Annotated in this window: 17 protein-coding genes; 12 read left to right on the top strand and 5 right to left on the bottom strand. The window is 70.0% G+C overall.

Annotated elements, in window-relative coordinates:
* The first annotated feature begins 257 nt into the window (after window positions 1-257).
* From ABT070_RS03515 to galE, 5 genes are all read left to right on the top strand, one after another.
* On the top strand, window positions 258-1,373 hold the full coding sequence (locus ABT070_RS03515; RefSeq protein WP_351753983.1) for a DegT/DnrJ/EryC1/StrS family aminotransferase: 1,116 nt from the start codon (window positions 258-260) through the stop codon (window positions 1,371-1,373).
* The gene (locus ABT070_RS03510) at window positions 1,370-2,395 is read left to right on the top strand and encodes a Gfo/Idh/MocA family protein (RefSeq protein WP_351753980.1); all 1,026 of its coding nucleotides are present in this window, start codon (window positions 1,370-1,372) and stop codon (window positions 2,393-2,395) included. The genes ABT070_RS03515 and ABT070_RS03510 overlap by 4 nt, the downstream gene beginning before the upstream one ends.
* Window positions 2,396-2,505: 110 nt before the next feature.
* Window positions 2,506-4,215: a glycosyltransferase family 2 protein gene (locus tag ABT070_RS03505; protein WP_351753978.1), complete on the top strand. Its 1,710-nt coding sequence runs from the start codon at window positions 2,506-2,508 to the stop codon at window positions 4,213-4,215.
* A gap of 9 nt (window positions 4,216-4,224) precedes the next feature.
* On the top strand, window positions 4,225-5,508 hold the full coding sequence (locus ABT070_RS03500; RefSeq protein ID WP_351753976.1) for a nucleotide sugar dehydrogenase: 1,284 nt from the start codon (window positions 4,225-4,227) through the stop codon (window positions 5,506-5,508).
* A gap of 73 nt (window positions 5,509-5,581) precedes the next feature.
* A complete protein-coding gene (gene galE / locus ABT070_RS03495) occupies window positions 5,582-6,550 on the top strand; it encodes a UDP-glucose 4-epimerase GalE (RefSeq protein ID WP_351753973.1) in 969 nt (322 codons plus the stop codon).
* A 98-nt stretch (window positions 6,551-6,648) separates the two neighbouring features.
* Here the strand turns inward: galE and ABT070_RS03490 are convergent, their stop codons facing one another.
* From ABT070_RS03490 to ABT070_RS03470, 5 genes are all read right to left on the bottom strand, one after another.
* Window positions 6,649-8,802: a glycosyltransferase family protein gene (locus tag ABT070_RS03490; RefSeq protein WP_351753970.1), complete on the bottom strand. Its 2,154-nt coding sequence runs from the start codon at window positions 8,800-8,802 to the stop codon at window positions 6,649-6,651.
* Window positions 8,799-10,043, bottom strand: a complete 1,245-nt coding sequence (locus tag ABT070_RS03485) for a glycosyltransferase (protein WP_351754443.1) — start codon at window positions 10,041-10,043, stop codon at window positions 8,799-8,801. Before ABT070_RS03485 ends, ABT070_RS03490 begins: the two co-directional genes overlap by 4 nt.
* Window positions 10,044-10,243: 200 nt before the next feature.
* On the bottom strand, window positions 10,244-11,347 hold the full coding sequence (gene wecB, locus ABT070_RS03480; protein WP_351753967.1) for a non-hydrolyzing UDP-N-acetylglucosamine 2-epimerase: 1,104 nt from the start codon (window positions 11,345-11,347) through the stop codon (window positions 10,244-10,246).
* A 242-nt stretch (window positions 11,348-11,589) separates the two neighbouring features.
* A complete protein-coding gene (locus tag ABT070_RS03475; protein ID WP_351753964.1) occupies window positions 11,590-12,192 on the bottom strand; it encodes an acyltransferase in 603 nt (200 codons plus the stop codon).
* Between the two features lie 103 nt (window positions 12,193-12,295).
* A complete protein-coding gene (locus ABT070_RS03470; protein WP_351753962.1) occupies window positions 12,296-13,966 on the bottom strand; it encodes a D-glucuronyl C5-epimerase family protein in 1,671 nt (556 codons plus the stop codon).
* Window positions 13,967-14,586: 620 nt separating this feature from the next.
* Between ABT070_RS03470 and rplU the strand changes: the two genes are divergently transcribed.
* The 7 genes from rplU (at window position 14,587) to ABT070_RS03435 (ending at window position 23,565) form a co-directional block, all read left to right on the top strand.
* The gene (rplU, locus tag ABT070_RS03465; protein ID WP_006374708.1) at window positions 14,587-14,907 is read left to right on the top strand and encodes a 50S ribosomal protein L21; all 321 of its coding nucleotides are present in this window, start codon (window positions 14,587-14,589) and stop codon (window positions 14,905-14,907) included.
* A gap of 14 nt (window positions 14,908-14,921) precedes the next feature.
* A complete protein-coding gene (gene rpmA, locus ABT070_RS03460) occupies window positions 14,922-15,176 on the top strand; it encodes a 50S ribosomal protein L27 (RefSeq protein WP_007381992.1) in 255 nt (84 codons plus the stop codon).
* Window positions 15,177-15,288: 112 nt separating this feature from the next.
* Window positions 15,289-16,725, top strand: coding sequence for a GTPase ObgE (obgE, locus tag ABT070_RS03455; protein ID WP_351754440.1), 1,437 nt, complete (start codon window positions 15,289-15,291; stop codon window positions 16,723-16,725).
* A 233-nt stretch (window positions 16,726-16,958) separates the two neighbouring features.
* On the top strand, window positions 16,959-18,158 hold the full coding sequence (locus tag ABT070_RS03450; RefSeq protein WP_351753960.1) for a hypothetical protein: 1,200 nt from the start codon (window positions 16,959-16,961) through the stop codon (window positions 18,156-18,158).
* 248 nt (window positions 18,159-18,406) lie between these two features.
* Window positions 18,407-19,906, top strand: coding sequence for a D-ribitol-5-phosphate cytidylyltransferase (locus tag ABT070_RS03445; protein ID WP_351753957.1), 1,500 nt, complete (start codon window positions 18,407-18,409; stop codon window positions 19,904-19,906).
* A gap of 156 nt (window positions 19,907-20,062) precedes the next feature.
* Window positions 20,063-22,162 carry a CDP-glycerol glycerophosphotransferase family protein gene (locus tag ABT070_RS03440; protein WP_351753955.1) on the top strand — a complete coding sequence of 700 codons (2,100 nt, stop codon included), beginning with the start codon at window positions 20,063-20,065 and terminating at the stop codon, window positions 22,160-22,162.
* A 176-nt stretch (window positions 22,163-22,338) separates the two neighbouring features.
* On the top strand, window positions 22,339-23,565 hold the full coding sequence (locus ABT070_RS03435; RefSeq protein ID WP_351753952.1) for a glycosyltransferase family 2 protein: 1,227 nt from the start codon (window positions 22,339-22,341) through the stop codon (window positions 23,563-23,565).
* The last annotated feature ends 43 nt before the right edge of the window (window positions 23,566-23,608 follow it).

Genomic DNA, 23,608 nt, shown 5'->3' with positions numbered 1-23,608 from the left:
GTGCACTGTGGTCCCGGTGGCCCATGACATGCACACCGTGACCCCGGCCGATGAGCACATCCGGTCTTCCAACCGGACACGGCCGACTTCCCGCAAGGAGCCCTCAGGGGGCGGGGTCCTGTGTACAACCCGTCCGCCCCGCTCACCGGCATCGGCGGACAACCAGGGATGCGGCCGTGCTGAGCATCGACACGGTCTCTTCCCGACCATGCAAGACGTGGTGCGGCTAAGAGGTCGCCGTAGAGGAGGGGATGTCGATGACCGACGCCCATGAGTTCATACCGGCCGCCAAACCCGTGATCGGCGAGGAGGAGATCGAGGCCGCGGTGCGCGTGCTGCGCAGCGGCATGGTCGTCCAGGGGCCCGAGGTGGCCGCCTTCGAGGAGGAGTTCTCGGAGCTCGTCGACGGGCGTCACTGCGTCGCGGTCAACTCCGGAACCTCCGCGCTGCACCTTTCGCTCCTCGCCCTCGGCCTCGGCCCGGGCGACGAGGTCATCGTGCCGTCGTTCTCCTTCGCCGCCTCCGCCAACGCCGTACGGCTGGTCGGCGCCGACGTGGTCTTCGTCGACATCGACCCGGAGACGTACTGTCTGGACCCGGCCGCGGTCGAGGCCGCCCTGTCGCCGCGCACCGCCGCGATCATGCCGGTGCACCTGTACGGTCACCCGGCCGCCATGGACAAGATCATGGCGATCGCCGGGCAGCACGGGCTCGCCGTGATCGAGGACGCCTGCCAGGCCCACGCGGCCGCGCTGCACGGCACCCCGGTCGGCGCCTTCGGCGCCGCGGGCACCTTCAGCTTCTACCCGACGAAGAACATGCACAGCCTCGAGGGCGGCATGATCTCCACCGGGGACGCGGAGACCGCCCGCACCCTGCGCCTGCTGCGCAACCAGGGCATGGAGAAGCGCTACGCCAACGAGATCGTCGGCGCCAACGTGCGCATGACGGACGTGTCCGCCGCCATCGGCCGCGTCCAGCGCGGCAAGCTGGACGGCTGGACCGAGCAGCGCATCGCCAACGCCGCGTACCTCACCGAGCACATCACCGCGCCCAACGTGGTCACGCCGAAGGTCGCCGAGGGCGCGCGGCACATCTACCACCAGTACACGTTGCGGGTCCTGGGTGACCGCGACGCCGCCATGGCCAAGCTGACCGAGGCCGGCATCGGCAACGCCGTGTACTACCCGACTCCCATCCACCGGCTGAAGCCGTACTGGGAGCCGGACCAGAAGGCCGGCCGTGACTGGGACCTGCCCGAGACGGACCGCGCGGCCGCCCAGGTCGTGTCCCTGCCCGTGCACCCGGCCCTGTCCGCCCAGGATCTTGAGCGCATCGTCATCGCCGTCAATGCTCTGGGGGAGCAACTGTGAGTACCGGGAAGTCGCTGCGAGCGGGACTCGTCGGCCTCGGTTCCATGGGGCGTCACCACGCCCGCGTCCTGTCGGGTCTGGAGGGCGTCGACCTCGTCGGCGTCGTCGACCCGATGGGCGACAAGTTCGGCGCCGCCCAGGGCGCGCCGATCCTGAACACCGTCGAGGAGCTCATCGCCCTCGGCGTGGACTACGCCGTCGTGGCCTGCCCGACCGCCCTGCACGAGCCGGTCGGTCTGGCGCTCGCCGAGGCCGGCGTGTGCGCGCTGGTCGAGAAGCCGGTCGCCGACACCGTCGACGGCGCCCGTCGTCTCGTCGAGGCGTTCGAGTCGCGTGGTCTGGTGGCCGGTGTCGGTCACATCGAGCGCTGCAACCCGGCGCTGATGTCGCTGCGCGCCCGGCTGGAGGCCGGTGAGCTCGGTGACGTCTACCAGGTCGTCACCCGCCGCCAGGGACCCTTCCCGCACCGCATCGCGGACGTCGGCGTCGTCAAGGACCTCGCCACCCACGACATCGACCTCACCGGCTGGGTGACCGGACGCCAGTACGTGTCCATCGCCGCGCACACCGTCTCCAAGAGCGGCCGTGAGCACGAGGACATGGTCTCCGCGGTGGGGCGTCTCGACGACGGCACCATGGTCAACCACCTGGTGAACTGGCTGAGCCCGCTCAAGGAGCGGTTCACCTCGGTCACCGGTGAGCGCGGCTGCTTCATCGCCGACACCCTCACCGCCGACCTCACGTTCCACTCCAACGCCGCCGTGACCACCGAGTGGGAGGCCCTGCGGGCGTTCCGCGGGGTGTCCGAGGGCGACATGATCCGGTACGCCATCCCGAAGCGGGAGCCGCTGCTCGTCGAGCACGAGCTGTTCCGGGACGCGGTGCTCGGCAAGCAGGCCGACATCTGTACCCTGCGCCAGGGCATGCGTACCGTCGAGGTGGCGGCCGCGGTCCTCGAGTCGGCGACCAGCAACCGCACCGTGTCCCTTCAGCCGGAGGATCTGGCCGCAGATGGCAGCTGAGCATCACACATCGGGGGAACGGTGCGTGCTCGGCAGGACTCCTATGTTCTGTGAGACTTTCCCCGCAGGACCCAGCCGGCCGTCGGCTGTCGGAGACCAGGAGCCGGAGAATGTGTGCTGCGCCTGACGTCAGCGTCGTCGTTGCCGTCTACAACACGATGCCGTACCTGACGGAGTGCCTGAACTCCCTCGTCGGGCAGAGCATCGGCCGTGAGCGGCTGGAGATCGTCGCGGTCGACGACGGCTCCACCGACGACAGCGGCACCGAGCTGGACCGTTTCGCCGCGCTGTACCCGGACACCGTCAAGGTGCTCCACCAGCCGAACTCCGGCGGCCCGGCCGCGCCCAGCAACCGGGCGCTGGACGTGGCCACCGGCCGTTACGTGTACTTCATCGGCTCCGACGACTACCTCGGTGAGGAAGCGCTGGAGCGGATGGTGGACTGCGCCGACCAGCACGGCTCCGACGTCGTGGTCGGCAAGATGGTCGGCACCAACGGCCGGTACGTGCACCAGGCGCTGTACAAGGAGAACGACCCGGACGTCAGCCTGTACCACTCCGCGCTGCCCTTCACGCTGGCCAACACCAAGCTGTTCCGCCGGGACCTGGTCGAGAAGTACAAGCTGCGCTTCCCCGAGCACCTGCCCGTGGGCAGCGACCAGCCGTTCACCATCGAGGCGTGCGTCCGCGCGAAGAAGATCTCGGTGGTGGCCGACTACACCTGCTACTACGCGGTCAAGCGCGGTGACGCCAGCAACATCACGTACCGCGCCGACCACCTGGCGCGGCTGCGGGCAGCCGCCGAGATCATGGACTTCACGGCCGGTCTCGTCGACGCGGGCCCCGAGCGGGACGCGTTGCTGCGCCGGCACTTCACCTGGGAGCTCGCCAAGCTCGTCCAGGACGACTTCCCCGGCCTGGACCGCGAGCTCCAGCGGCAGCTCTGCGCGGGCATCGCGCGGCTCGCCGACGCCTACTTCACCGACGGCGTCCGTGACGCGATGGACGTGAAGCGCCGGGTGCGCATAGCACTCGCCCGGGCCGGCGCGATCGACGAGCTCGCCGAGGCGATCAGCTCGGAGAAGGAGCACGGGGCGCCGCCGTTCGTCCTCGAGGGCGAACGCGCCTACGCCCGGTACGCCGGCTTCCGCGACCCGCGCATCGGCCTGGCCGACCGGGTCTACGAGCTGGTCGGGGAGTCCGTGCCCGGCCGTCTCGCCCAGGGCACCGAGCTGCTGGCCTCCGCCTGGGAGCAGCAGGGCGAGGCGCTCACCTACACGCTGTCCGTGCGGGTGCCGGTGCTCGGCGACGTCGACGGCGCGGTGCTGCGGCTCGCCGACAAGGCCATGCCCAAGTCGGCGAACAAGCCCGGCGCGCGCCGGCTGAAGGCGGACCACGTCCTGCCGGCGCCGGTGGGCGAGATCACGCTCGAGCCTTCCGCGGACGGCGCGGCCACCGTGCTGCACGCCCGGGTCCCGCTGGCGTACGTCACCGCGAAGCGGGGGGTGCGGGTATACCTGGACGTGGCCGGTTCGACGTACGAGATTCCCGTACGGGGCAAGGACCTGCCCATGCCGCTGGCCCGCCAGTGGGGCCGGGAGGGGGACCCCTACCGGGCGTCGGCCGTGGTGAACGACAAGGGGCGTGTCGTGATCGACACGGCCCAGATGTACCCGCCGAAGATCACGTTGCTCCGTCGGGGGCTCGGGAGACTCGTGCGGAAACTGAAGTCCGGGGCCGGCCGCCTGAAGCGGGCCGCCGGCGCCAAGAAGTCCAAGCCGACCGGCTCCAAGAAGCCGACCGGTTCCAAAAGGAAGTAGCGACCCTCCATGAACATCTGTGTAGTAGCACTCGGCAAGATCGGCCTGCCGCTGGCCGTGCAGTTCGCCTCCAAGGGCCACCGGGTCATCGGCGCGGACGTCAACGAGAAGGTCGTCGAGCTGGTCAACGCCGGTGTCGAGCCGTTCCCCGGCGAGCACGACCTCGACGTCAAGCTGAAGCAGGCCGTCGACGCCGGGCTGCTGAGCGCGACCACGGACACCGCGTCCGCCGTCGCCGAGTCCGAGGCCGTCGTCGTGGTCGTCCCGCTGTTCGTGGACGCCGAGGGCACCCCGGACTTCGGCTGGATGGACTCCGCGACGAAGGCGATCGCCCAGGGCCTCAAGCCCGGCACGCTCGTCAGCTACGAGACCACGCTGCCCGTCGGCACCACCCGCACCCGCTGGGCGCCGATGCTGGCCGAGGGCTCGGGGCTGACCGCGGGCGAGGACTTCCACCTGGTGTTCTCCCCGGAGCGGGTGCTGACCGGCCGGGTCTTCGCCGACCTGCGCCGCTACCCCAAGCTGGTCGGTGGCATCGACGAGGCGTCGAGCGCCCGTGGTGTGGAGTTCTACGAGCAGGTCCTGGACTTCGACGAGCGCGCCGACCTGCCGCAGGCCAACGGCGTGTGGGACCTGGGCACCGCCGAGGCCTCCGAGCTGGCCAAGCTCGCCGAGACGACCTACCGGGACGTCAACATCGGCCTGGCGAACCAGTTCGCGCGCTTCGCCGACAGCAACGGCATCGACGTCAAGAAGGTCATCGAGGCCTGCAACTCGCAGCCCTACAGCCACATCCACCAGCCGGGCATCGCCGTCGGCGGTCACTGCATCCCGATCTACCCGCGGATGTACCTGTGGAACGACCCGGCCGCGACCGTCGTGCGCTCCGCCCGTGAGGCGAACGCCGCGATGCCCGAGTACGCCGTCGACCTGCTGGCCGCCGCCTACGGCGACCTGACCGGCGTGGGCGTGCTGGTGCTGGGCGCCGCCTACCGCGGTGGCGTGAAGGAGACCGCCTTCTCCGGCGTCTTCCCGACCGTCGAGGCCCTCAAGGCGCGGGGCGCGGTGCCCTTCGTCTCGGACCCGATGTACACCGACGAGGAGCTCGCCGCCCACGGCCTCACCCCGCACGCGGGCGAGAAGGTCACCGCGGCGGTCCTCCAGGCCGATCACGCCGAGTACCGCACGCTGACCCCGGCCGACCTGCCGGACGTCACCGTGCTGGTCGACGGTCGCCGTACGACGGACCCGGAGGCCTGGAAGGGCGTCCGCCGCGTCGTCATCGGCGGCTGACGCTCGTACGCGAACAACCTCGTGGCCCCGTCCCGTATCAGGGGGCGGGGCCCTGGTGCAGGAAGGTTTTCCCATGTCCTGGCTGATCACGGGCGGCGCCGGTTTCATCGGCTCGCATGTCGTGAAGGCGATGACGGACGCCGGTGAGCGGGTCGTCGTCCTCGACGACCTGAGCACGGGCCGGGCCGAGCGGCTCCCCGACGGTGTGGTGCTGGAGGTCGGCACGGTGCTCGACGGCGACACCGTCGAGCGGGTGCTGCGCGAGCACGGCATCACCGGCATCGTGCACATCGCGGGCAAGAAGCAGGTGGGCGAGTCCGTGGACCGGCCGCTGTACTACTACCGCGAGAACGTCGAGGGCATGCGGGTCCTGCTGGACGCCGCCGTCGCCGCGGGAGTCGGCCGGTTCCTGTTCTCCTCGTCCGCCGCCGTGTACGGCATGCCCGACGTCGATCTCGTCACCGAGAAGACGCCGTGCGCGCCGATCAACCCCTACGGCGAGACCAAGCTCGCCGGCGAGTGGCTGGTCGGGGCGGTCGGCGCCCGGCACGGGATGGCGACCGCGTCGCTGCGCTACTTCAACGTGGCGGGCGCGGCCACGCCCGAGCTGGGCGACGACGGCGTCTTCAACCTCGTCCCGATGGTCTTCGAGCGCCTCGAGGCGGGGGAGGCGCCCCGGATCTTCGGTGACGACTATCCGACGCCCGACGGGACCTGCGTCCGCGACTACATCCACGTCGAGGACATCGCCGCCGCGCATGTCGCGGCCGCCCGCCGGCTGGCCGCCGATCCCGAGGCCCGGCTGGTCCTCAACATCGGCCGTGGCGAGGGTGTCTCGGTCGCCGAGATGATCGGCGTCATCCAGGACGTCGCGGGCTGCCCGGAGATCGAGCCCGACGTGTCCGGCCGCCGTCCGGGCGACCCGGCCCGGGTCGTGGCCTCCGGCGACCTCATCCACCAGGAGCTCGGCTGGAGCGCGGAGCGCGGTGTGCGGGAGATGGTGGAGTCGGCGTGGGCGGGATGGCGGCTGCGGCACCCGTGAGCGCCCGAGCGAGCGTATGAGTGAGGGCCCCCGGGATGATCCCGGGGGCCCTCACTCATACGGCGGCTTCACTCGTGCGGCGAAGGGCCGGCTCGTTCTCAGCCGGTCCGGTCCGCTTCGAGGAACAGCTTCTCGAAGTGCTTCTGCACCACGGGCCAGTCCCACACGCTCAGCGCGTGCTCGTTGGCGAGCTTGCCCGCCCCGCGCCAGGACTCCTCCGTGGCCGTGATCTTCAGGATCCGCTCGGCCGCCTCGGCGGGGGAGGCCACGACCCAGCCCTCGGGGTAGAGGGTGCGGGCGCTGTTGGGCTTGCCCGCGTAGAACGGCCAGTCGCGGACGACGGGGACGGCACCGCTGGCCGCGCCCTCCATCACACCGACGTGGCAGCCCTCGCGCACCGAGGAGCTGAGGATCGTACCGATCTCGACGAGCTTCGACGGGACGTCGTCCGTCGCGCCGAGCCGGACCACCGCACCGGACTCCTCCAGCGGGGCCAGCAGCTCCTCGAACTCGGCCAGGTAGTCCTTGGTGGCCTGGCTGGTCTTCGGGTCCATGTCGCCGCCGACCAGGAGCAGCCGGTAGCGCTCGTCGTGCCTGCGGACCCGCTCCAGGACGTCCAGGGCCCACTTGGGGTCCTTGGCGACCTGGCTGATGCCGATCAGACCGAGGTTGAAGCGGGCCTCGGCCGGCTTCGCACGGTTGAAGCCCGACAGGTCCATGGCGTTGTCGATGAGGTGGAACTCCGGGGCCTGCTCGCCGCGCAGCGTCGGCACGAGCGAGGCCGTCAGGTCCTTCACGTGCGGGGCGACGAAGACGAGGTCGTCGATCCGGGAGAAGTCCGTCATGTGCGGCCAGCGCGTGAACGCCTCGTAGCTGTGCAGGCGCACCACGATCCGGGTGTCGCCCGGGTCGATCGAGGTGAGCATGCCGGCCGGACCGGCCGCCCACTCCAGGAACACGGTGTCGGCCCAGTCGAGGTGCGGGCGCATCAGACGCTCCACCTCTTCCTGGTAGTCGCTCGTGTCGCCCACCAGGCGGTCCTTGAGCATGCGCGGAGCCGCCCAGGAGATCCGCTTCAGGTGCTTGTTCGCGGCCAGGTCGAGATAGCGCAGCTCGACGCCGGGGTGGCCGGCGAAGTGCTCCTTGATCAGGTGCAGGAAGTTGTCGTTGGCGCTCGTCGTCACCAGCAGCCGCAGCGGGCGGTCGGTGGGGGCGGGCGCGGCGGGCACCTTGCGGCCGCGCGGGCGGCTCAGTGCCTGGAACGCCTTGGAGCGGTGCAGCGGGGCGACGAAGCCCTCGGCGTCCTTCGCCAGCGGCGACGACAACTGGTCGATGTGCAGCACCCGGTGGAAGTGCAGGAACAGGGTGCGGTTGAGCGCCTCGGCCGCCTCGTCGGTCCTGCCCTCGGCGAAGAGCGCGTCGGCGTTCGCGAGCTGGGCCGCGACCGCCTTGCCCAGGAAGCGGGGGCTGATGCCCTTCTTCAGCTCCTGCATGACGCCCTCGTTGTAGAGGTCCGCCCGCAGCTGGAGGTCCGGGATCTTCGAGGCGGCGTCCGCGAGGGTGAGCGCGGCACCGCTGGTGCGGCCCGCCCACTGCATGCCCTCGGCGACGTACCGCGAGGTCGCGGCGCGCACCTTTATGGGCATGCCGGGCGCGGTCACGGCAGAGCGCCACAGGCGGGCGCCGACGCCGGAACGCATCAGGGGCCGCGGGGTCACGGTGCGCACCAGCTGCGCGGGCAGCCGGTCGACCGAACGCTTCACATCACGCGCGACGGCGCTCAGCGGTGGCAGGACGGTGGAGTGGCGGGCCGTGGTGCCGCCCTGCTCCCGCAGTTCCTCGACGGCCTTCAGCGCGGGCGCGAGCCCGAACCTGGCCGCGGCGGTGCGGTTGTACTCGGCGAGCCGCCACACCGTGTACACGGCGGCCACGTCGAGGGCGACGAGCACGTCCGCCTTGCGGCCGTGGGAGCGCAGCCACGAGTCGCTCCGCACCTGGGTCCAGTTGCGCAGGCCGCGCGGGGCCTTGCCGAGCCGGCGGCGCACGGCCTGGCTGCGGTGCTTGAGCGTGCGCGGCAGCTGGTGCGCACCGGCCAGCTCGACCTGGGCGAGTTCCTCCGGGACGCCCTCGGCCTCCAGGTGGAACATGCCCGCCAGGTGCACGCGCGCGCCCTGGGCGTTGAACTTGCGCACCGTGTCGGCGAGCACGCCGAAATTCGGCCTGACGGACGCCACGAGCAGGACTTCGGTCACTTGGCGAGCTCCTCGACAAGGTTCTTGACGGCGACGGACATCAGCGCCTCACGAGTGAACTGGTCGGCGTGGGCCATCGCGTCGGCGTGCTCCTCGTCGGTGGTCTCGACCGCCATGTGGGCGGCCTTGATGAAGGACTCGGTCAGGCCCGCCTCGTCGATGCCGGGGGCGCCGGTCCACAGCGGGTGGCCCCTCAGCACGTTCGAGGCGTCGTGCTCGACGGCGTGCGCCGACACGATCGGCAGGCCGGTCGCCATGTACTCGTACACCTTGCCGGAGGTCACGAACCGGCCGCCGATGAGGATCAGCACCATGGCGTCCCAGCGGGCGTAGATCGAGGAGACCTCGGCCTTGGCGGCAGGGCCGCCGAAGACGACGCCGTCGGCCTCGGCCTCCTTGAAGACCTCGGCGTGTCGGTTCGCCCCGCGGCTGGCGCCGTTGCCGAGGTGGCCGCGCAGCTCGAAGCGCGCGTTCGCCAGCAGCGGCTCCTTCGCACGGGCCGCACGCCAGGCGTTCAGCACCGTCTCCAGGTGCGGGACGGTGAAGTTGACCGTGCCGAGGTAGCCGAAGACGAGTCCGGAGTCGGGGTCCGGGTTGTGCGCCCGGCCCGGAGAGCTGTCCGCGTCGTAGCCGTTGCGGACGACGTGCACGCGGTCCGCGAACGCGGGGTAGCGCGCCCGGTAGTGGTCGGCGATGGGGTCGTTGACGACCCACAGCGACGCCGCGTGGTCCAGGATCTTCTGCTCCCAGCGGCCCTCGGCGGAGTCGCGGGCGAAGGCCTCGACGCCGTCGATGACGTCGATGGACCAGCCGTCGCGGAAGTCCACCGCGTACGGCACCTTCGCGTCCTCCCACAGCTTCCAGGCCGCGGCGAGGTTCACGTACGGCACGCAGCTGGCGAGCACCAGGTCCGCCGGGTGTTCCCGGTGGATGCGCTGCACGGCCTGCTCGAGGTCGTTACGCCACTCGCCGAAGTTCGGCTCGGGGAAGTTCTCGGTCTGGCGCTTGCGGAGCTTGGCGACCCAGCCGTTGGGGTCGAGGGCACGCGCCTCGTCGAAGAGGCGGATGTCCGTCTCGAGATCCTCGCGCGCCAGCGGCAGCTCGACGATCTTCACCTGGGGGTCGACCTGGTCCAGCAGCGAGAGGTCGATGCCCGAGTCGAGTTCCCAGGACTCCCGGGCGATGTTGACGACCGTGACGTCCCAGCCGACCTTCACGAACTGGTTGGCGGTCTCGCGCATCCGGTAGGTGGAGCTCTTGGCGGCGGGCGGGAAGCCGATGGCGAGATAGATGACGTGCGGTCGCTTGCCTTCCGCAGGCGGCCCGGACGGGGGAGACGATGACATAGCGGTTGACGCTAGCACGCTGACATGCACGGACTGTGGGTCACATGTGGCCGTCCGCAGGCGGACGGCCACGCTCCCCGGTTCCGTTCCTCATGTCAGGCGGGCCGGCTGCCCCCCTTCCATTCCTCCATGAGACGGACGACGTTGTGCGCCGCGCGGCCGTCGCCGTACGGGATGCCGGGGTCGTCGGTCGGCACGGCACGGGTCACGGTCTCGGCCCAGTCCTGGGGCGACAGCGTGTGCGGGTCGGGTACAAGGACGTTCCAGCCGGTGTTGACGGTTTCCACCCACTCCGTCTCCGGGCGGATCGTGGTGCAGATGCGCTCCAGCAGGAACGCCTCCTTCTGGAGGCCGCCGGAGTCCGTCACCACGCCCACGGACGCCAGCACGGCGGCGACCAGGCTCGCGTACGGCAGCGGGCGGCCGACGTGCAGGTTGCCCTGGGACAGGTCGATGCCGTGCTCGTGGGCGCGGGCGACGAGCCTCGGGTGGGCGGCGAGCGCCACCGGCACCGGCAGCTTGGCGAGCGAGTCGACGATCGCGGCGAGTCGCGCGGGGTCGTCGGTGTTGTCCGGGCGGTGCAGGGTCGCCAGCAGGAAGGGCTGCGTCGGGTCGATGCCCTCGGGCAGCTCCGGCGCCGGGAACTCGCCGGCGCGGACCTGGTCGCGGATGCGCAGGCAGATGTCGACCATCACGTCGCCGGCCAGCCGGGCGCGGTCGGCGAGGCCCTCGTTCGCGAGGTGGCGCATGGCCTCCTCGGTCGGCGCGAGGAGCAGGTCGGCGCTGTGGTCGGTGAGGACGCGGTTGTGCTCCTCCGGCATCCGCCGGTTGAAGGAGCGCAGGCCCGCCTCCAGGTGCGCCACGGGCAGGTGCATCTTCACGGCCGACAGCGCGCCGGCGATGGTGGAGTTGGTGTCGCCGTAGACGAGTACCCAGTCGGGCTGCTCACGGTCGAGGACCGGGTCGAGCGCGGAGAGGACGGCGCCGGTCTGCACGCCGTGGCTGCCGGAGCCGACCCCGAGGTGGACGTCGGGATCCGGGATGCCGAGTCCGGAGAAGAAGACGTCCGAGAGGTCGGCGTCGTAGTGCTGCCCGGTGTGCACGATGACGTGCTCGTGCTCGGTTTCCGCGAAGGCGGCCGCGATGGGGGCGAGCTTCACCAACTGGGGACGGGCACCGACGATGCTGATGACTTTCACAGAGCACTCTTCTACTGGGGGCGGGCATGTGGGGTTCGCGAGCAAAGGGAATGGTAGGCAAAGGGTTGGACGCGTCGGATCCGCAGTGGGTTGCCCCGTGGGGGGAGCGCGTCCTGTCGTGTCCTGTCCATGTCCGTCCAAGCCGTGGTCAGAACACGGCTTTCGGGCTTCGACTCGCTCGCATAACGATTTCGTGAACCTTGCGTTTACAGGTACGTAAATCGGGTCAACGCGGACGGGCGCTACGCGGTGCGCTCGACCAGTGTCCCGTCCTTCTCGTCGAAGAGGGCGCCGCTCTGCGGGCACTCCCACACATCGGGCTCACCCTCCCGTTCGACGAGCCGGACGCCGGCCCGTCCTACCCACCCGACGCGGCGGGCCGGGACGCCCACGACCAGCGCGAAGTCCGGCACGTCCTTGGTGACGACGGCGCCCGCGGCGACCATCGCCCAGCGGCCGACGGTGAGGGGCGCGACACACACGGCACGCGCCCCGATGGACGCCCCGTCGGAGATCCGCACGCCGACGGCCTCCCAGTCGCCACCGCGCTTCTGCTTGCCCTCGGGGTCCACGGAACGCGGGTTGTGGTCGTTGGTGAGGACCACGGCGGGGCCGATGAAGACGCCGTCGCCGAGCTCGGCCGGCTCGTAGACCAGCGCGTAGTTCTGGAGCTTGCAGTTGTCGCCCATGCGGACACCGGAACCGACGTACGCCCCGCGGCCGACCACGCAGCCCTCGCCGAGCCGCGCGCCCTCCCGGATCTGTGCGAGGTCCCACACACTGCTCCCGGCGCCGATCTCGGCACCCGCGTCGACCTGGGCGCTGGGCTGGACCCTGTAGTTCACTTCTCCGCCTTCCGGTGTCTGGCTACGCATCGCGAGCATACGGGGAGGGGCCGCCCGTTCGACGGGAGCGGCCCCTGACGCGTACCGGCCCGAACCGTGTCGATCAGTGTCCGTCGGTGGTGACCTGGGTGGCGGGAATCCAGTACCCGGCGAACTCCTCCGAGGTGATCCGCAGCATCGGCCGCCCGTTCACGACCGCCCTGCGGTCGAACTGGAGGGTCTGCGCCGCGGAGTACTTCAGCGTCTTGAGCGTGCCGGCCACGCCGTTGGTGCCGAAGCTGATCGCCTCGACGGAGGCGTTCGCGGCGATCGTGAGCGTGCGCGGCGCCCGGTAGGCGACGGTGATGTGCTCACCGCGCAGGAACGCCTTCGGGTAGGCCTCCCCGATCCAGTAGCCCTTGTACGCTCCGGCGCTGATCCGGTACCAGACGCCCGCGCCCTGGATGCGTCGCCGCATGTCGATCGGGGCCTGGGTGGCCCGGGCGAAGACGACCTTCTTCGAGCTGAGGATCTTGTCCGCCTTGGCCTTGACCCAGCTGCCGTCGGCCTTGGTGTCCAGCTTGTAAAGGGTGTGCGTGCCGGCGGCGATCGCGATCACCGAGCCGGACTTCACGCCCGGCGGGACGTCCTCGATCAGCATGTCCAGCTGGTGGGCGAAGACCGAGCTGTTGGTCTGCCAGTTCAGCTGCTGCCACAGCGTGATGTGGTGGTGGTGATAGGTGTTCGCCGGGATCCGGTGCGTCTGGCAGTAGTACGAGAACCAGCGCGGGTTGCGCAGCAGGGCGAAGTACCGGGCGATCGTCGTGGCGGCGCCGTCGTACAGCTGGGCGGCGAGCTCGTTGCCGGTCAGCTGGTGGTAGTCCCAGACGCCGAACATGGCGAAGATCATGCCGTTGTACGTGTAGTCGCCCGTGCCGGCCGTCTTGAACGGGTACTCCTGGATCCAGAGGTAGCCGGCCTTGTCCTTGTTCACCACCCACGGGTTCGTGTTGTCGGCGCGCAGCAGGGAGGCGAAGGCGCCGTCGGCGGCCGACCGGTACAGGGCCCGCTCGTCCGCGCTGAGCCCGTCCTCCAGGGCGGCGAGCTGGGCGAAGAGGCTGATCGCCTCGCCCTGGGCCATGCCGGAGTACCAGGGCGCCTTGTAGACGACACCGCTGTGCTCGGCGTGGGTGAAGTCGAACGGGTACGGGAAGTACCAGGCGCCGCGGGTCTCGACCCGCTTGGCGATCAGCCGGTCGGCCTGGGCCTTGGCGCGCTTGAGGAACACGGCCTTGCGGGTCGGGTCCGTCTCGACGCGGTAGCTGGTGATGCAGCCGAGGCCGAACTGGATCTGCCCCACGGGGTGGTCGTAGGACTTCCCGTCGGCCGTGTACTTCATGTACACGCCGTCGGAGTTCAGGTGGTAGTCCCCCGACGAGAGGTTGACGTTGGCCCAGGTGGTGGCCCGGTTGCGCCATGGCCGCATGGCCTCCGGCAGATCGGGGTCGATCTGGTAGCCGGCCTTCTGGAACTCGAACGGCAGGGTGGTCGGGACGTCCGTCTCGGTCGGCGTGCCGCCCGTGTAAGGGATGCGCGTGCCGGCGCTCGGCGCGCTGACGCTGCCGCCCTCCAGCGGGTCCGGCAGCGGCGGTACGGGTATGGGCTCCCCGCCCGTGCCGGACGGCAGGCTCAGCGCGATCGACCGCGGCATGTTGGCGAACGGGTCCGGCGGCGTCGGTGACTCGAACACCCCGGTGGCCATCGCGGTGACGGCTCCGCCTCCCACGACCGCCACGCCTGCGGCGCCACCCCCGGCCAGCCGTATGAAACGTCTCCGGCCGATTTCGGCACGCCTCTTTCCAGCCATAACTCTGGTCCCCCCCAAGGGTGTTGATCGGCCACGATCAACGAATGATCTTGAATTGACAGTGAATGTGGATCGTATGTGAATCCTGTGCGTTTCTGTGACGGACAGGAGAAGTTCGATCGGAGGCGATCGAGGGGCAGTCGGGGCATATCGGTGCGTCGCGGGATATCCGGCCAGGGGTGGGCGCGTTCCGTGATGGAACTGTGATCCGGTGGCGGGGTTGATACGGGATACGCGCACGCGGGGCGGGTCGTCGGAGGCGCAGGGGCCGGCTTCCGGCGGAGACCCGACGGGGGCATGTCACCTGCGTGCGAGGCCGGGGAGCGGAAGACGATCGGAGCCGAGCCGGCAGGGTCGGGCCCGGTTTGACCCCTCAAGCCGGGGCCCGTAGCCTTGACCCTCGGCGTGTCGGCTGACACGCCACATCCCCGTAAACCCTCTTCCTTCCGGGTGCCGGTTACCTCGGTGGTCGGGAGAGGCCGTCCGTGTTCGTTCCCGGGCGGCTGGACTTCGGGGATGCGGTCCCAGAGCGAGAGAGTGAGATCAGCGTGTACGCCATCGTGCGCAGCGGTGGTCGCCAGCACAAGGTTGCTGTCGGCGACATCGTTGAGGTTGACAAGATTTCCACTGCCAAGGTTGGCGACACGGTCGAGCTCTCGACCCTGCTCGTTGTCGACGGCGACGCTGTGACCAGCGACCCGTGGGTGCTGGCCGGCATCAAGGTCCAGGCCGAGATCGTGGACCACCACAAGGGCGTCAAGATCGACATCCTTCGCTACAAGAACAAGACCGGCTACCGCCGTCGTCAGGGCCACCGCCAGCAGTACACGGCGATCAAGGTCACTGAGATCCCCGCGGCTGCGAAGTAAGGGACTGAGGAGACATGGCACACAAGAAGGGCGCATCGTCCACCCGGAACGGTCGCGACTCCAATGCCCAGCGGCTCGGCGTGAAGCGCTTCGGCGGTCAGGTCGTCAACGCTGGTGAGATCCTGGTCCGCCAGCGCGGCACGCACTTCCACCCCGGTGCGGGCGTCGGCCGTGGCGGCGACGACACGCTGTTCGCGCTGAACGCCGGCGCGGTGGAGTTCGGTACCCACCGTGGCCGCAAGGTCGTGAACATCGTTCCGGTCGCCTGATCGGAAGCTTTCGCGAGGCGGACCTCACTTCCCGTGTGGGAAGGCGGGTCCGCCTTTCGCGTGTTAGGCAGTAAGAAACCCGTACGTTTTCGCAGTGCTGGAGGCACCCACCATGACCACCTTCGTGGACCGCGTCGAACTCCATGTCGCCGCGGGTAACGGAGGCCACGGCTGTGCCTCCGTCCACCGTGAGAAGTTCAAGCCGCTCGGTGGCCCCGACGGGGGCAACGGCGGCCGTGGCGGCGATGTGATCCTGGTCGTCGACCAGTCGGTCACCACGCTCCTCGACTATCACCACAAGCCCCACCGCAACGCCACCAACGGCAAGCCCGGCGAGGGCGGCAACCGCTCCGGCAAGGACGGCCAGGACCTGATCCTGCCGGTCCCGGACGGCACCGTGATCCAGGACAAGGCCGGCAACGTGCTGGCGGACCTGGTCGGCCATGGCACCTCGTACATCGCCGCCCAGGGCGGCCGCGGCGGCCTCGGCAACGCGGCGCTGTCGTCGGCCCGCCGCAAGGCGCCCGGCTTCGCGCTGCTCGGCGTGCCCGGTGACTTCCAGGACATCGTCCTGGAGCTGAAGACGGTCGCGGACGTGGCCCTCGTCGGCTTCCCGAGCGCGGGCAAGTCCTCGCTGATCTCCGTCCTGTCCGCCGCCAAGCCGAAGATCGCGGACTACCCGTTCACGACCCTCGTCCCGAACCTGGGCGTCGTGACGGCCGGCTCCACGGTCTACACCATCGCCGACGTGCCGGGCCTGATCCCGGGCGCCAGCCAGGGCAAGGGCCTGGGCCTGGAGTTCCTGCGCCACGTCGAGCGGTGCAGCGTCCTCGTGCACGTGCTGGACACGGCGACCCTGGAGTCCGAGCGCGACCCGCTCTCCGACCTCGACATGATCGAGGAGGAGCTCAAGCAGTACGGCGGCCTCGGCAACCGGCCGCGGCTCGTGGTGCTGAACAAGATCGACGTACCGGACGGCAAGGACCTCGCCGAGATGGTCCGCCCGGATCTGGAGGCGCGCGGCTACCGCGTCTTCGAGGTGTCCGCGGTCGCCCACATGGGCTTGAAGGAGCTGTCCTTCGCCATCGCCGAGATGGTGGGCGCCGCGCGCGCGGCCAAGCCGAAGGAGGAGGCGACCCGGATCGTCATCCGTCCGAAGGCGGTCGACGACACCGGCTTCACCGTCACGCTGGAGGAGGACGGCCTGTACCGCGTCCGGGGCGAGAAGCCCGAACGCTGGGTGCGCCAGACCGACTTCAACAACGACGAGGCCGTCGGCTATCTCGCCGACCGGCTCAACCGCCTCGGTGTGGAGGCCGCGTTGATGAAGGCGGGCGCCCGGGGCGGCGACGGCGTCGCCATCGGTCCCGAGGACAACGCGGTCGTCTTCGACTGGGAGCCGTCCGTGACGGCCGGCGCCGAGATGCTCGGCCGCCGAGGCGAGGACCACCGCTTCGAGGAGCCGCGTCCCGCGACCACGCGCCGCCGGGACAAGCAGGCCGAACGGGACGAGGCGGCCGAGGAGTTCGAGGGCTTCGAGCCCTTCTAGCCCTTGCGGTCCCGCTGGCCCTTGCGGCCCTTGTGGCCCGGCCGGCTCCTCCGGCTTCGTCTTCGCGGACCCGTGGCGGTCGGCCGTCCGTCGGCCGGCCGCCACGGGTCTCTCTCCGCCCGGGCGCAGGCACGGACCCCGAGGGAGGAAACGCCGACCGGAGCCCGGGACTCATCTGTGCCCCAGGCTCCTCTCAGCGTCCCCTAAGGAACCTCTCTTACCGTCTTCTGACCATGGAGACGGACTGTACGAACCCCGCGGACTGTACGAGTGACAGCGTCCCGGCCCCCACGGAACCCACCCCGCTGGCCGCCGGCACCCGCCTGCTGCACATAGGGCCGCACAAGACCGGGACCACCTCGATCCAGGGCGCGCTCTTCGCGGCCAAGGAGAAACTGCCGGCGTACGGCGTCGCGTACCCGGCGCAGAGCAGACACCCCATGCAGGCCGTGCTGGCCGCCTGCTCCCGGAGCGGGATGATCGGCGACACCACGCCCACCGAGCGGCACTGGACGCGGCTCGTGGAACAGGTGCACGCCACCGGCCGCCACACCTGCGTGATCAGCAGCGAGTTCTTCGCCGACGCCCCCGACGACGCGACCGCCGGGCGGATCGTCGAGCAGCTCGGCGGTGAGTCGGTGCAGGTGCTGGTCACCCTGCGCCCGCTGGTGAGGATCATGCCCTCGCAGTGGCAGCAGTACGTGCAGAACGGCCTGCGCATGGGCTACGAGGAGTGGCTGGAGCACATGCTCCGCAAGGCCCCCTACGAGAAGCCCAACCCCAGTTTCTGGCGCCGGCACAGGCACGACCGGCTGGTCGAGCGGTGGGTGCGGGTGATCGGGCCGGAGCGGGTCACCGTCGTCGTGGTGGACGACCGGGACCGGGGCGGGCTGATGCGCACCTTCGAGGGGCTGCTCGGACTGCCCGCGAATCTCCTTCAGCCCGTTCCGGACACGGCGAATCGCTCTCTCACCCTCGCCGAGACCGAAATGCTGCGCAACCTCAACAAGGAATTCCGCGGAAATGGCCTCCCGGACGAGCTCTATTCCCTGCTGGTTCGTAACGGCGCCGTCATGCATATGAAGAACACGTGCAGCCCCACCTCACAGGACGTGAGGATCTCCACACCCGACTGGGCCGTCCGGGCGGCCGCCGGGATCGGCGCCGAGATGGCCGACCGGATCGGGGCGACGGGGGTACGGGTGATCGGCGACCCGGCCCTGCTGTCCGCCGCGCCCCTGCCCGCCGGGCAGGGGCCGGGCGGCGAAGCCCGGATCGCCCCCGAGGTGGCCGCTCAGGCCCTGTACGGGGCGCTCGCCGCGGTGGCCGCGGCGCCCGGCGGGACCTCGGCGCGCGCGGTGCACCAGACCTCGTCGAGGGAGCTCGTCCGGGTTCTCGGGCACCGCTGCCTCAAGCGGCTGCGGCGGCACTGACGCCGTGCGGCGCGCCCCTGCCCGTGTCACTCCGTCACTCTCGGCAATGACATACTCCTTGTGGAGTAACTCACAGGATTTCCCGGGACCATCCATGGGAAGCCGCGTCGGAGTCTTAGGAATCGCCGTCGAGGCCAGGTGAATGCCAGGTTGCGTACACATTTGCAGCGAACGGCGCTCACCTTGCATCGCGGTAACCGCAAGTGGGACCATTTCCCCGTTCCCTGTCGCCCCAAGGTAGGTCCACTGTGTCCCAGCACATAGCCAAGCCCCGTACCACCGCAGTGATCCTGGCCGGTGGCACCGGCCAGCGCGTGGGTCTGTCGATCCCCAAGCAGCTGCTGAAGATCGCCGGCAAGGCAGTCATCGAGCACACCCTGACCACCTTCGAGAAGGCCGACTCGATCGACGAGATCATCGTGCTGATGGCACCGGGCTACGTGCCGGACATCGAGAAGATCGTGTCCAAGGCCGGGTTCAAGAAGGTCCGGAAGATCATCGAGGGCGGCTCCACGCGGAACGAGACCACCGAGCGCGCCATCGCGGCCCTGGGCGAGGGGCTGGCCGACGGCGAGGACCTCAACGTCCTCTTCCACGACGCCGTGCGCCCCCTGCTCTCGCGGCGGGTCATCGACGACTGCGTCACGGCGCTGGAGCGCTACCAGGCGGTCGACGTCGCCATCCCGTCCGCGGACACCATCATCGTCACGCGCACGCACGGCGAGGACGGCGAGTTCATCACCGAGATCCCGGACCGCTCCCGGCTGCGCCGCGGCCAGACCCCGCAGGCGTTCAAGCTGTCCACCATCCGCCGGGCCTACGAGGTGGCGGCGGGCGACCCCAACTTCCAGGCCACCGACGACTGCACCGTCGTGCTGCGCTACCTGCCGGACGTGCCGATCCACGTCGTGGCGGGTGACGAGTACAACATGAAGGTGACCCAGCCCGTCGACGTCTTCATCGCCGACAAGCTCTTCCAGCTGGCCTCCTCCGCCACCCCCGAGCAGAACGGCGAGGAGGTCTACCGCGAGCTCCTCACCGGCAAGACCGTGGTCGTCTTCGGCGGTTCGTACGGCATCGGCAAGGACATCGCCGAGCTCGCCGGGTCCTACGGCGCCACGGTCTACGCCCTGGGCCGCTCCACCACCGGCACGCACGTGGAGAACCCGGAGGAGGTCGACGACGCCCTGTCGAAGGCGTACAGCGAGACCGGGCGCATCGACTACGTCGTCAACACCGCGGGCGTGCTGCGCATCGGCAAGCTGGCCGAGACCGACAACGCGACCATCGAGGAAGCGCTGAAAGTCAACTACCTGGCACCGGTGCAGATCGCACGTTCGGCGTACAAGTACCTGGCGGAGACGAAGGGCCAGCTGCTGCTGTACACCTCCAGCAGTTACACCCGGGGACGTGCCGAGTACAGCCTGTACTCCTCGACCAAGGCGGCCATGGTGAACCTCACCCAGGCCCTCTCCGACGAGTGGGCCGGTGACGGCATCCGGGTGAATTGCGTCAACCCGGAGCGCACGGCCACGCCCATGCGTACCAAGGCCTTCGGGCAGGAGCCCTCGGGCAGTCTGCTCTCCTCGGAGGCGGTCGCCCGCACCTCGCTCGACGTGCTGCTCTCCGAGCTCACCGGGCATGTGATCGACGTCCGCCAGCAGGACCCGACGGCGGCCGCCGGCCGGGCGTCGGGCTTCGAGCAGGCCCTGGCCGGAGTGCTCGACCGACAGGATGGCATGGCATAATCCATCGGAAATAGCCATCGATTTTTCAGGCCTCTGTGGCTCCCTGTTTACGGAGAATTCACAGAGGCCTGATCCGTAAAACTCCCGAAACCTTCACAAAGGATTTTCCGGACTTTTAGTACCTATGACCGGCCCCCTCCCAGAGCAGGTTTCTCCGTGATATCCACCGCTATTCGCGTAGCCCGGGTGGGCAGCGCGGCCGAACTGGCCGCGGCGGTCCTCATGACGCTGGGCTACCCCGGCCTCATGGCGGCCGCGCTCGTTCCGAGCGTCCCCGCCTTCGCCGCCGCGGCCGCCGTGACGTACCTGGCGGACCTCTACCTCCACCGCAAAGGCAGCCGCCTCATCGCCCTCCTGGGCAAGGTGCGGGCCGGTCTGTCCACCCGGTTCCTGGTCCGCGAGCTGTTGCTGATCCTGCTGCTGGCGAGACTCGACCTCTCCCAGGAGCCGGTCTTCTACGCGGCGATCGCGTGCTTCACGGTGTTCTTCGGCCTCCAGGCCCCGCACGGCGCGCTGATCACCCTGATCGGCAAGCGCCGTCAGATGCCGGTGGTGACCAGGAACGTCGACCTGGCCTCCAGGCTGCGCATACCGGACGCCCCGCCGCGCCGCCTGCTGAGCCGCGCCACCGTGAAGATGCTCCACCTCGACCTCGCGGCCGTCGTGGGTCTCCTCGTCAGCGCGCTCACCGACTCCGAGGCCGCGGGCTTCGCCGGTATCGGCGTCACCCTGGGCCTGGGCGCGCTGTACGTGCTGGCGCTGGTGCCGTACCTGCGGGCCAAGCGGCTGCCGCCGAAGGCCGACAAGGTCCTCGGCACGGTCAGCGCCTGGCTGCGCGAGTACCGGCCGCAGACGGTGCTGTACTTCTCCGGCTCCGACGACTCCGCGTACCAGGTCAACATGTGGCTGGAGACCATGGAGCAGATGGAGTCCCGGCCCCTGGTCATCCTGCGTGAGCGCACCGTCCTGGAGAAGATGGCGCCCACCTCGGTCCCTGTCGTCTGCGTGCCCGGGGGGGTGCACCTGATGAACATGGACCTGTCCATGGTGCGGGTCGCGTTGTACTGCGCGAACGTCGGCAAGAACATCCACCTGCTGCGGGTGCCGACCATGAAGCACGTCTTCATCGGCCACGGCGACAGCGACAAGCTCGCCAGCGTCAACCCGTTCAGCAAGGTCTACGACGAGGTGTGGACCGCCGGCCGCGCGGGCCGCGACCGCTACGCCATCGCCGACGTCGGCATCCGCGACGAGGACATCGTGGAGGTCGGCCGTCCGCAGCTGGCGCCGATCCGGACCTCCGAGGGCACACCCGAGGGCCGTATCGCGACGGTGCTGTACGCGCCCACCTGGGAGGGCTGGGACGACAACCCGGGCAACACCTCGCTCCTGCTGGCCGGCGAGAACATCGTGAAGAAGCTGGTCGCGGCCGATCCCCCGGTCCGCGTCCTGTACAAGCCGCACCCCTTCACCGGCACCCGCAGCGCCAAGGCCGGCGCCGCGCACCGCCGGATCACCGCCCTGATCAAGAAGGCCTCCGCCCAGCGCGCGGGCGACCCCCGCTTCACCGCTGACCCGGCGGCCGAGGCCAGGGCCAAGGCGGAACTGACCCGCCTCAAGGCCCGGCTGGACGGTCTCTCCCTCGCCTTCGACGAGCGCGCCGACGAGGCCGTGACGAGCCGTGACGGCATCGTCGACGTCCGCAAGCACGAAGAGGCCGCCCGGCTGCGCGCCGAGTGGAACGAGACCTACTGGCGCTCCTTCCCCTCCTTCGAGCACCGGGTGATCACCGGCGCCGGACCCCGCCTGTACGACTGCTTCAACGCCTGCGAGGCGATGGTCTCGGACATCTCCAGCGTGGTCTCCGACTTCATCGCGAGCGGCAAGCCGTATGCGGTCGCGGACTCCGCGGAGCTGGGCGCCGAGGAGTTCAGGCGGCAGAACACCGCCGTGCGCGCGGCCGTGATCCTCGGCAACGACGCCGCCGAGCTGGACCAGCTGCTGGACGCGGTCCGCGACCCGGCCGGCGATCCGCTGGCCAAGGACCGCAAGGAACTCAAGGACTACCTGCTCGGACCCGACGAGCCCACCTCGCTCGAACAGTTCGACACCGCGATCACCGACCTCGCGCTGAAGGCGGAGGCGCGCAACGTCGGCCAGGAGTCGCACGCCGTGTCGGCGGACGACGCGGTCGGTGCCGCGCCGGACGACGCGACGGAACTGCCCAAGGATGCCAAGGGCGTTACGGCCGGCTGACACCCGTATTTCCTGAGGCCGGGCCCCCGGAGAGTTCTCTCCGGGGGCCCGGCCTCAGTTGCGTCCTGTGATGTGGGACACGTACCGAAACCCAGGCAACCCACCCCGTTCATCCATCGTCTACCGGGTATCCAAAGTGTTCATGTGGGGGAACCGGTGCGTGTGGAGAGGGAAAAGTGACCGCTGCGCAGCCTGACGTCACGGTGGTCATCGGGGCGTACGAAGCGATGCCGTATCTGGTCGAGTGCCTGGCGTCGGTCGAGGCACAGACCCTGGACGCGGCGCGCCTGGAGGTCATCGCCGTGGACGACGGTTCCCAGGACGGCACCGGGGAGTACCTGGAGGAGTTCGCCGCCCGCGTGCCCATGGCCGTCACCGTGGTCCGCCAGGAGAACTCGGGCGGCCCCAGCGGCCCGCGCAACGTCGGCCTCGCCAAGGCCACCGGGCGCTACGTCTTCTTCCTGGACGCCGACGACCGGCTCGGCGCCGAGGCCCTGGAGCGCATGGTGGCCATGGCCGACCGCAACGGCACGGACGTGGTCCTCGGCCGGGTCGAGGGCATCAACCGCAAGCCCCCGAAGTCGATGTGGGGCGAGACCCTCGACCGTACGGACGTCTACTCCTCCAACATCAAGTTCACCCTCAGCGCGCAGAAGCTGTTCCGCCGGGAGTTCCTGGAGCGTCACGGCATACGCTTCGACGAGTCGCTGTGGACCGGCGAGGACGCCCTGTTCACGATGGAGGCCTATCTGCGGGCCGACGGCGTCTCCGTGGTCGCCGACTACACCTGCTACTACCTGGTGGGCCGCACCGACGGCAAGCATGTGACGAAGAGCGGGAGTTACACCCTGCGCTTCGACTCCGCCCGCGCCCTGATGGGACTGCTGGAGCGGCTCGTCCCGCCCGGCGCCAAGCGGGACGTGCTCATGGTCCGCCCGTTCCTCGTCACCGTGCTGCCGCAGTTCGGGCCCGTCTTCCTCCGCAACGACGAGGAGATCCGGCGCACCAAGATGGAGCTGGCCAAGCCGCTGATGGACACCTACTGGAACGAGGGCGTCGCGCAGCGGCTCCGGGTCCACGAGCGGCTGCGCCTGGAGCTGGTGGCCCGGCAGCGCCCCGAACTCCTGGTGGACGTCCTTGAGTTCATCAAGGCCAAGAGCGAGCCGGCCCCGGTCCTGAAGAAGCGCAACACCCAGCTCTACCTGGCCTATCCGCACTACGGCTCCCGCACGGCGGGCCTGCCCGACCGGATCTACCTCGCCGAGCCCCGCGAGGCCAAGGACTTCCCGGGCTGGCGCAAGGACCCGACCGAGACCTTCCTCCGCGGCTTCACCCGCAAGGTCCGCCGCAGGCTCCGCCGGCTCCGGCATCCGATGCGACCGGGCGGCCCGGCGGCCGCGTGAGCCCGCGCGGGGTGCCGCCCGGCATGGTGCCGCCCGGTCGTGA

The organism is Streptomyces sp. NPDC002884 (assembly GCF_040295245.1).
Lineage (GTDB): Bacteria > Actinomycetota > Actinomycetes > Streptomycetales > Streptomycetaceae > Streptomyces.
This window is presented reverse-complemented; position numbering and strand designations above follow the sequence as displayed.

Coding starts and splice junctions, on each gene's coding strand:
- ABT070_RS03515 (WP_351753983.1), top strand. CDS start 258: ATGACCGACGCCCATGAGTTCATACCGGCCGCCAAACCCGTGATCGGC.
- ABT070_RS03505 (WP_351753978.1), top strand. CDS start 2,506: ATGTGTGCTGCGCCTGACGTCAGCGTCGTCGTTGCCGTCTACAACACG.
- ABT070_RS03500 (WP_351753976.1), top strand. CDS start 4,225: ATGAACATCTGTGTAGTAGCACTCGGCAAGATCGGCCTGCCGCTGGCC.
- galE (WP_351753973.1), top strand. CDS start 5,582: ATGTCCTGGCTGATCACGGGCGGCGCCGGTTTCATCGGCTCGCATGTC.
- ABT070_RS03485 (WP_351754443.1), bottom strand. CDS start 10,043: ATGCGCGAGACCGCCAACCAGTTCGTGAAGGTCGGCTGGGACGTCACG.
- rpmA (WP_007381992.1), top strand. CDS start 14,922: ATGGCACACAAGAAGGGCGCATCGTCCACCCGGAACGGTCGCGACTCC.
- obgE (WP_351754440.1), top strand. CDS start 15,289: ATGACCACCTTCGTGGACCGCGTCGAACTCCATGTCGCCGCGGGTAAC.
- ABT070_RS03450 (WP_351753960.1), top strand. CDS start 16,959: ATGGAGACGGACTGTACGAACCCCGCGGACTGTACGAGTGACAGCGTC.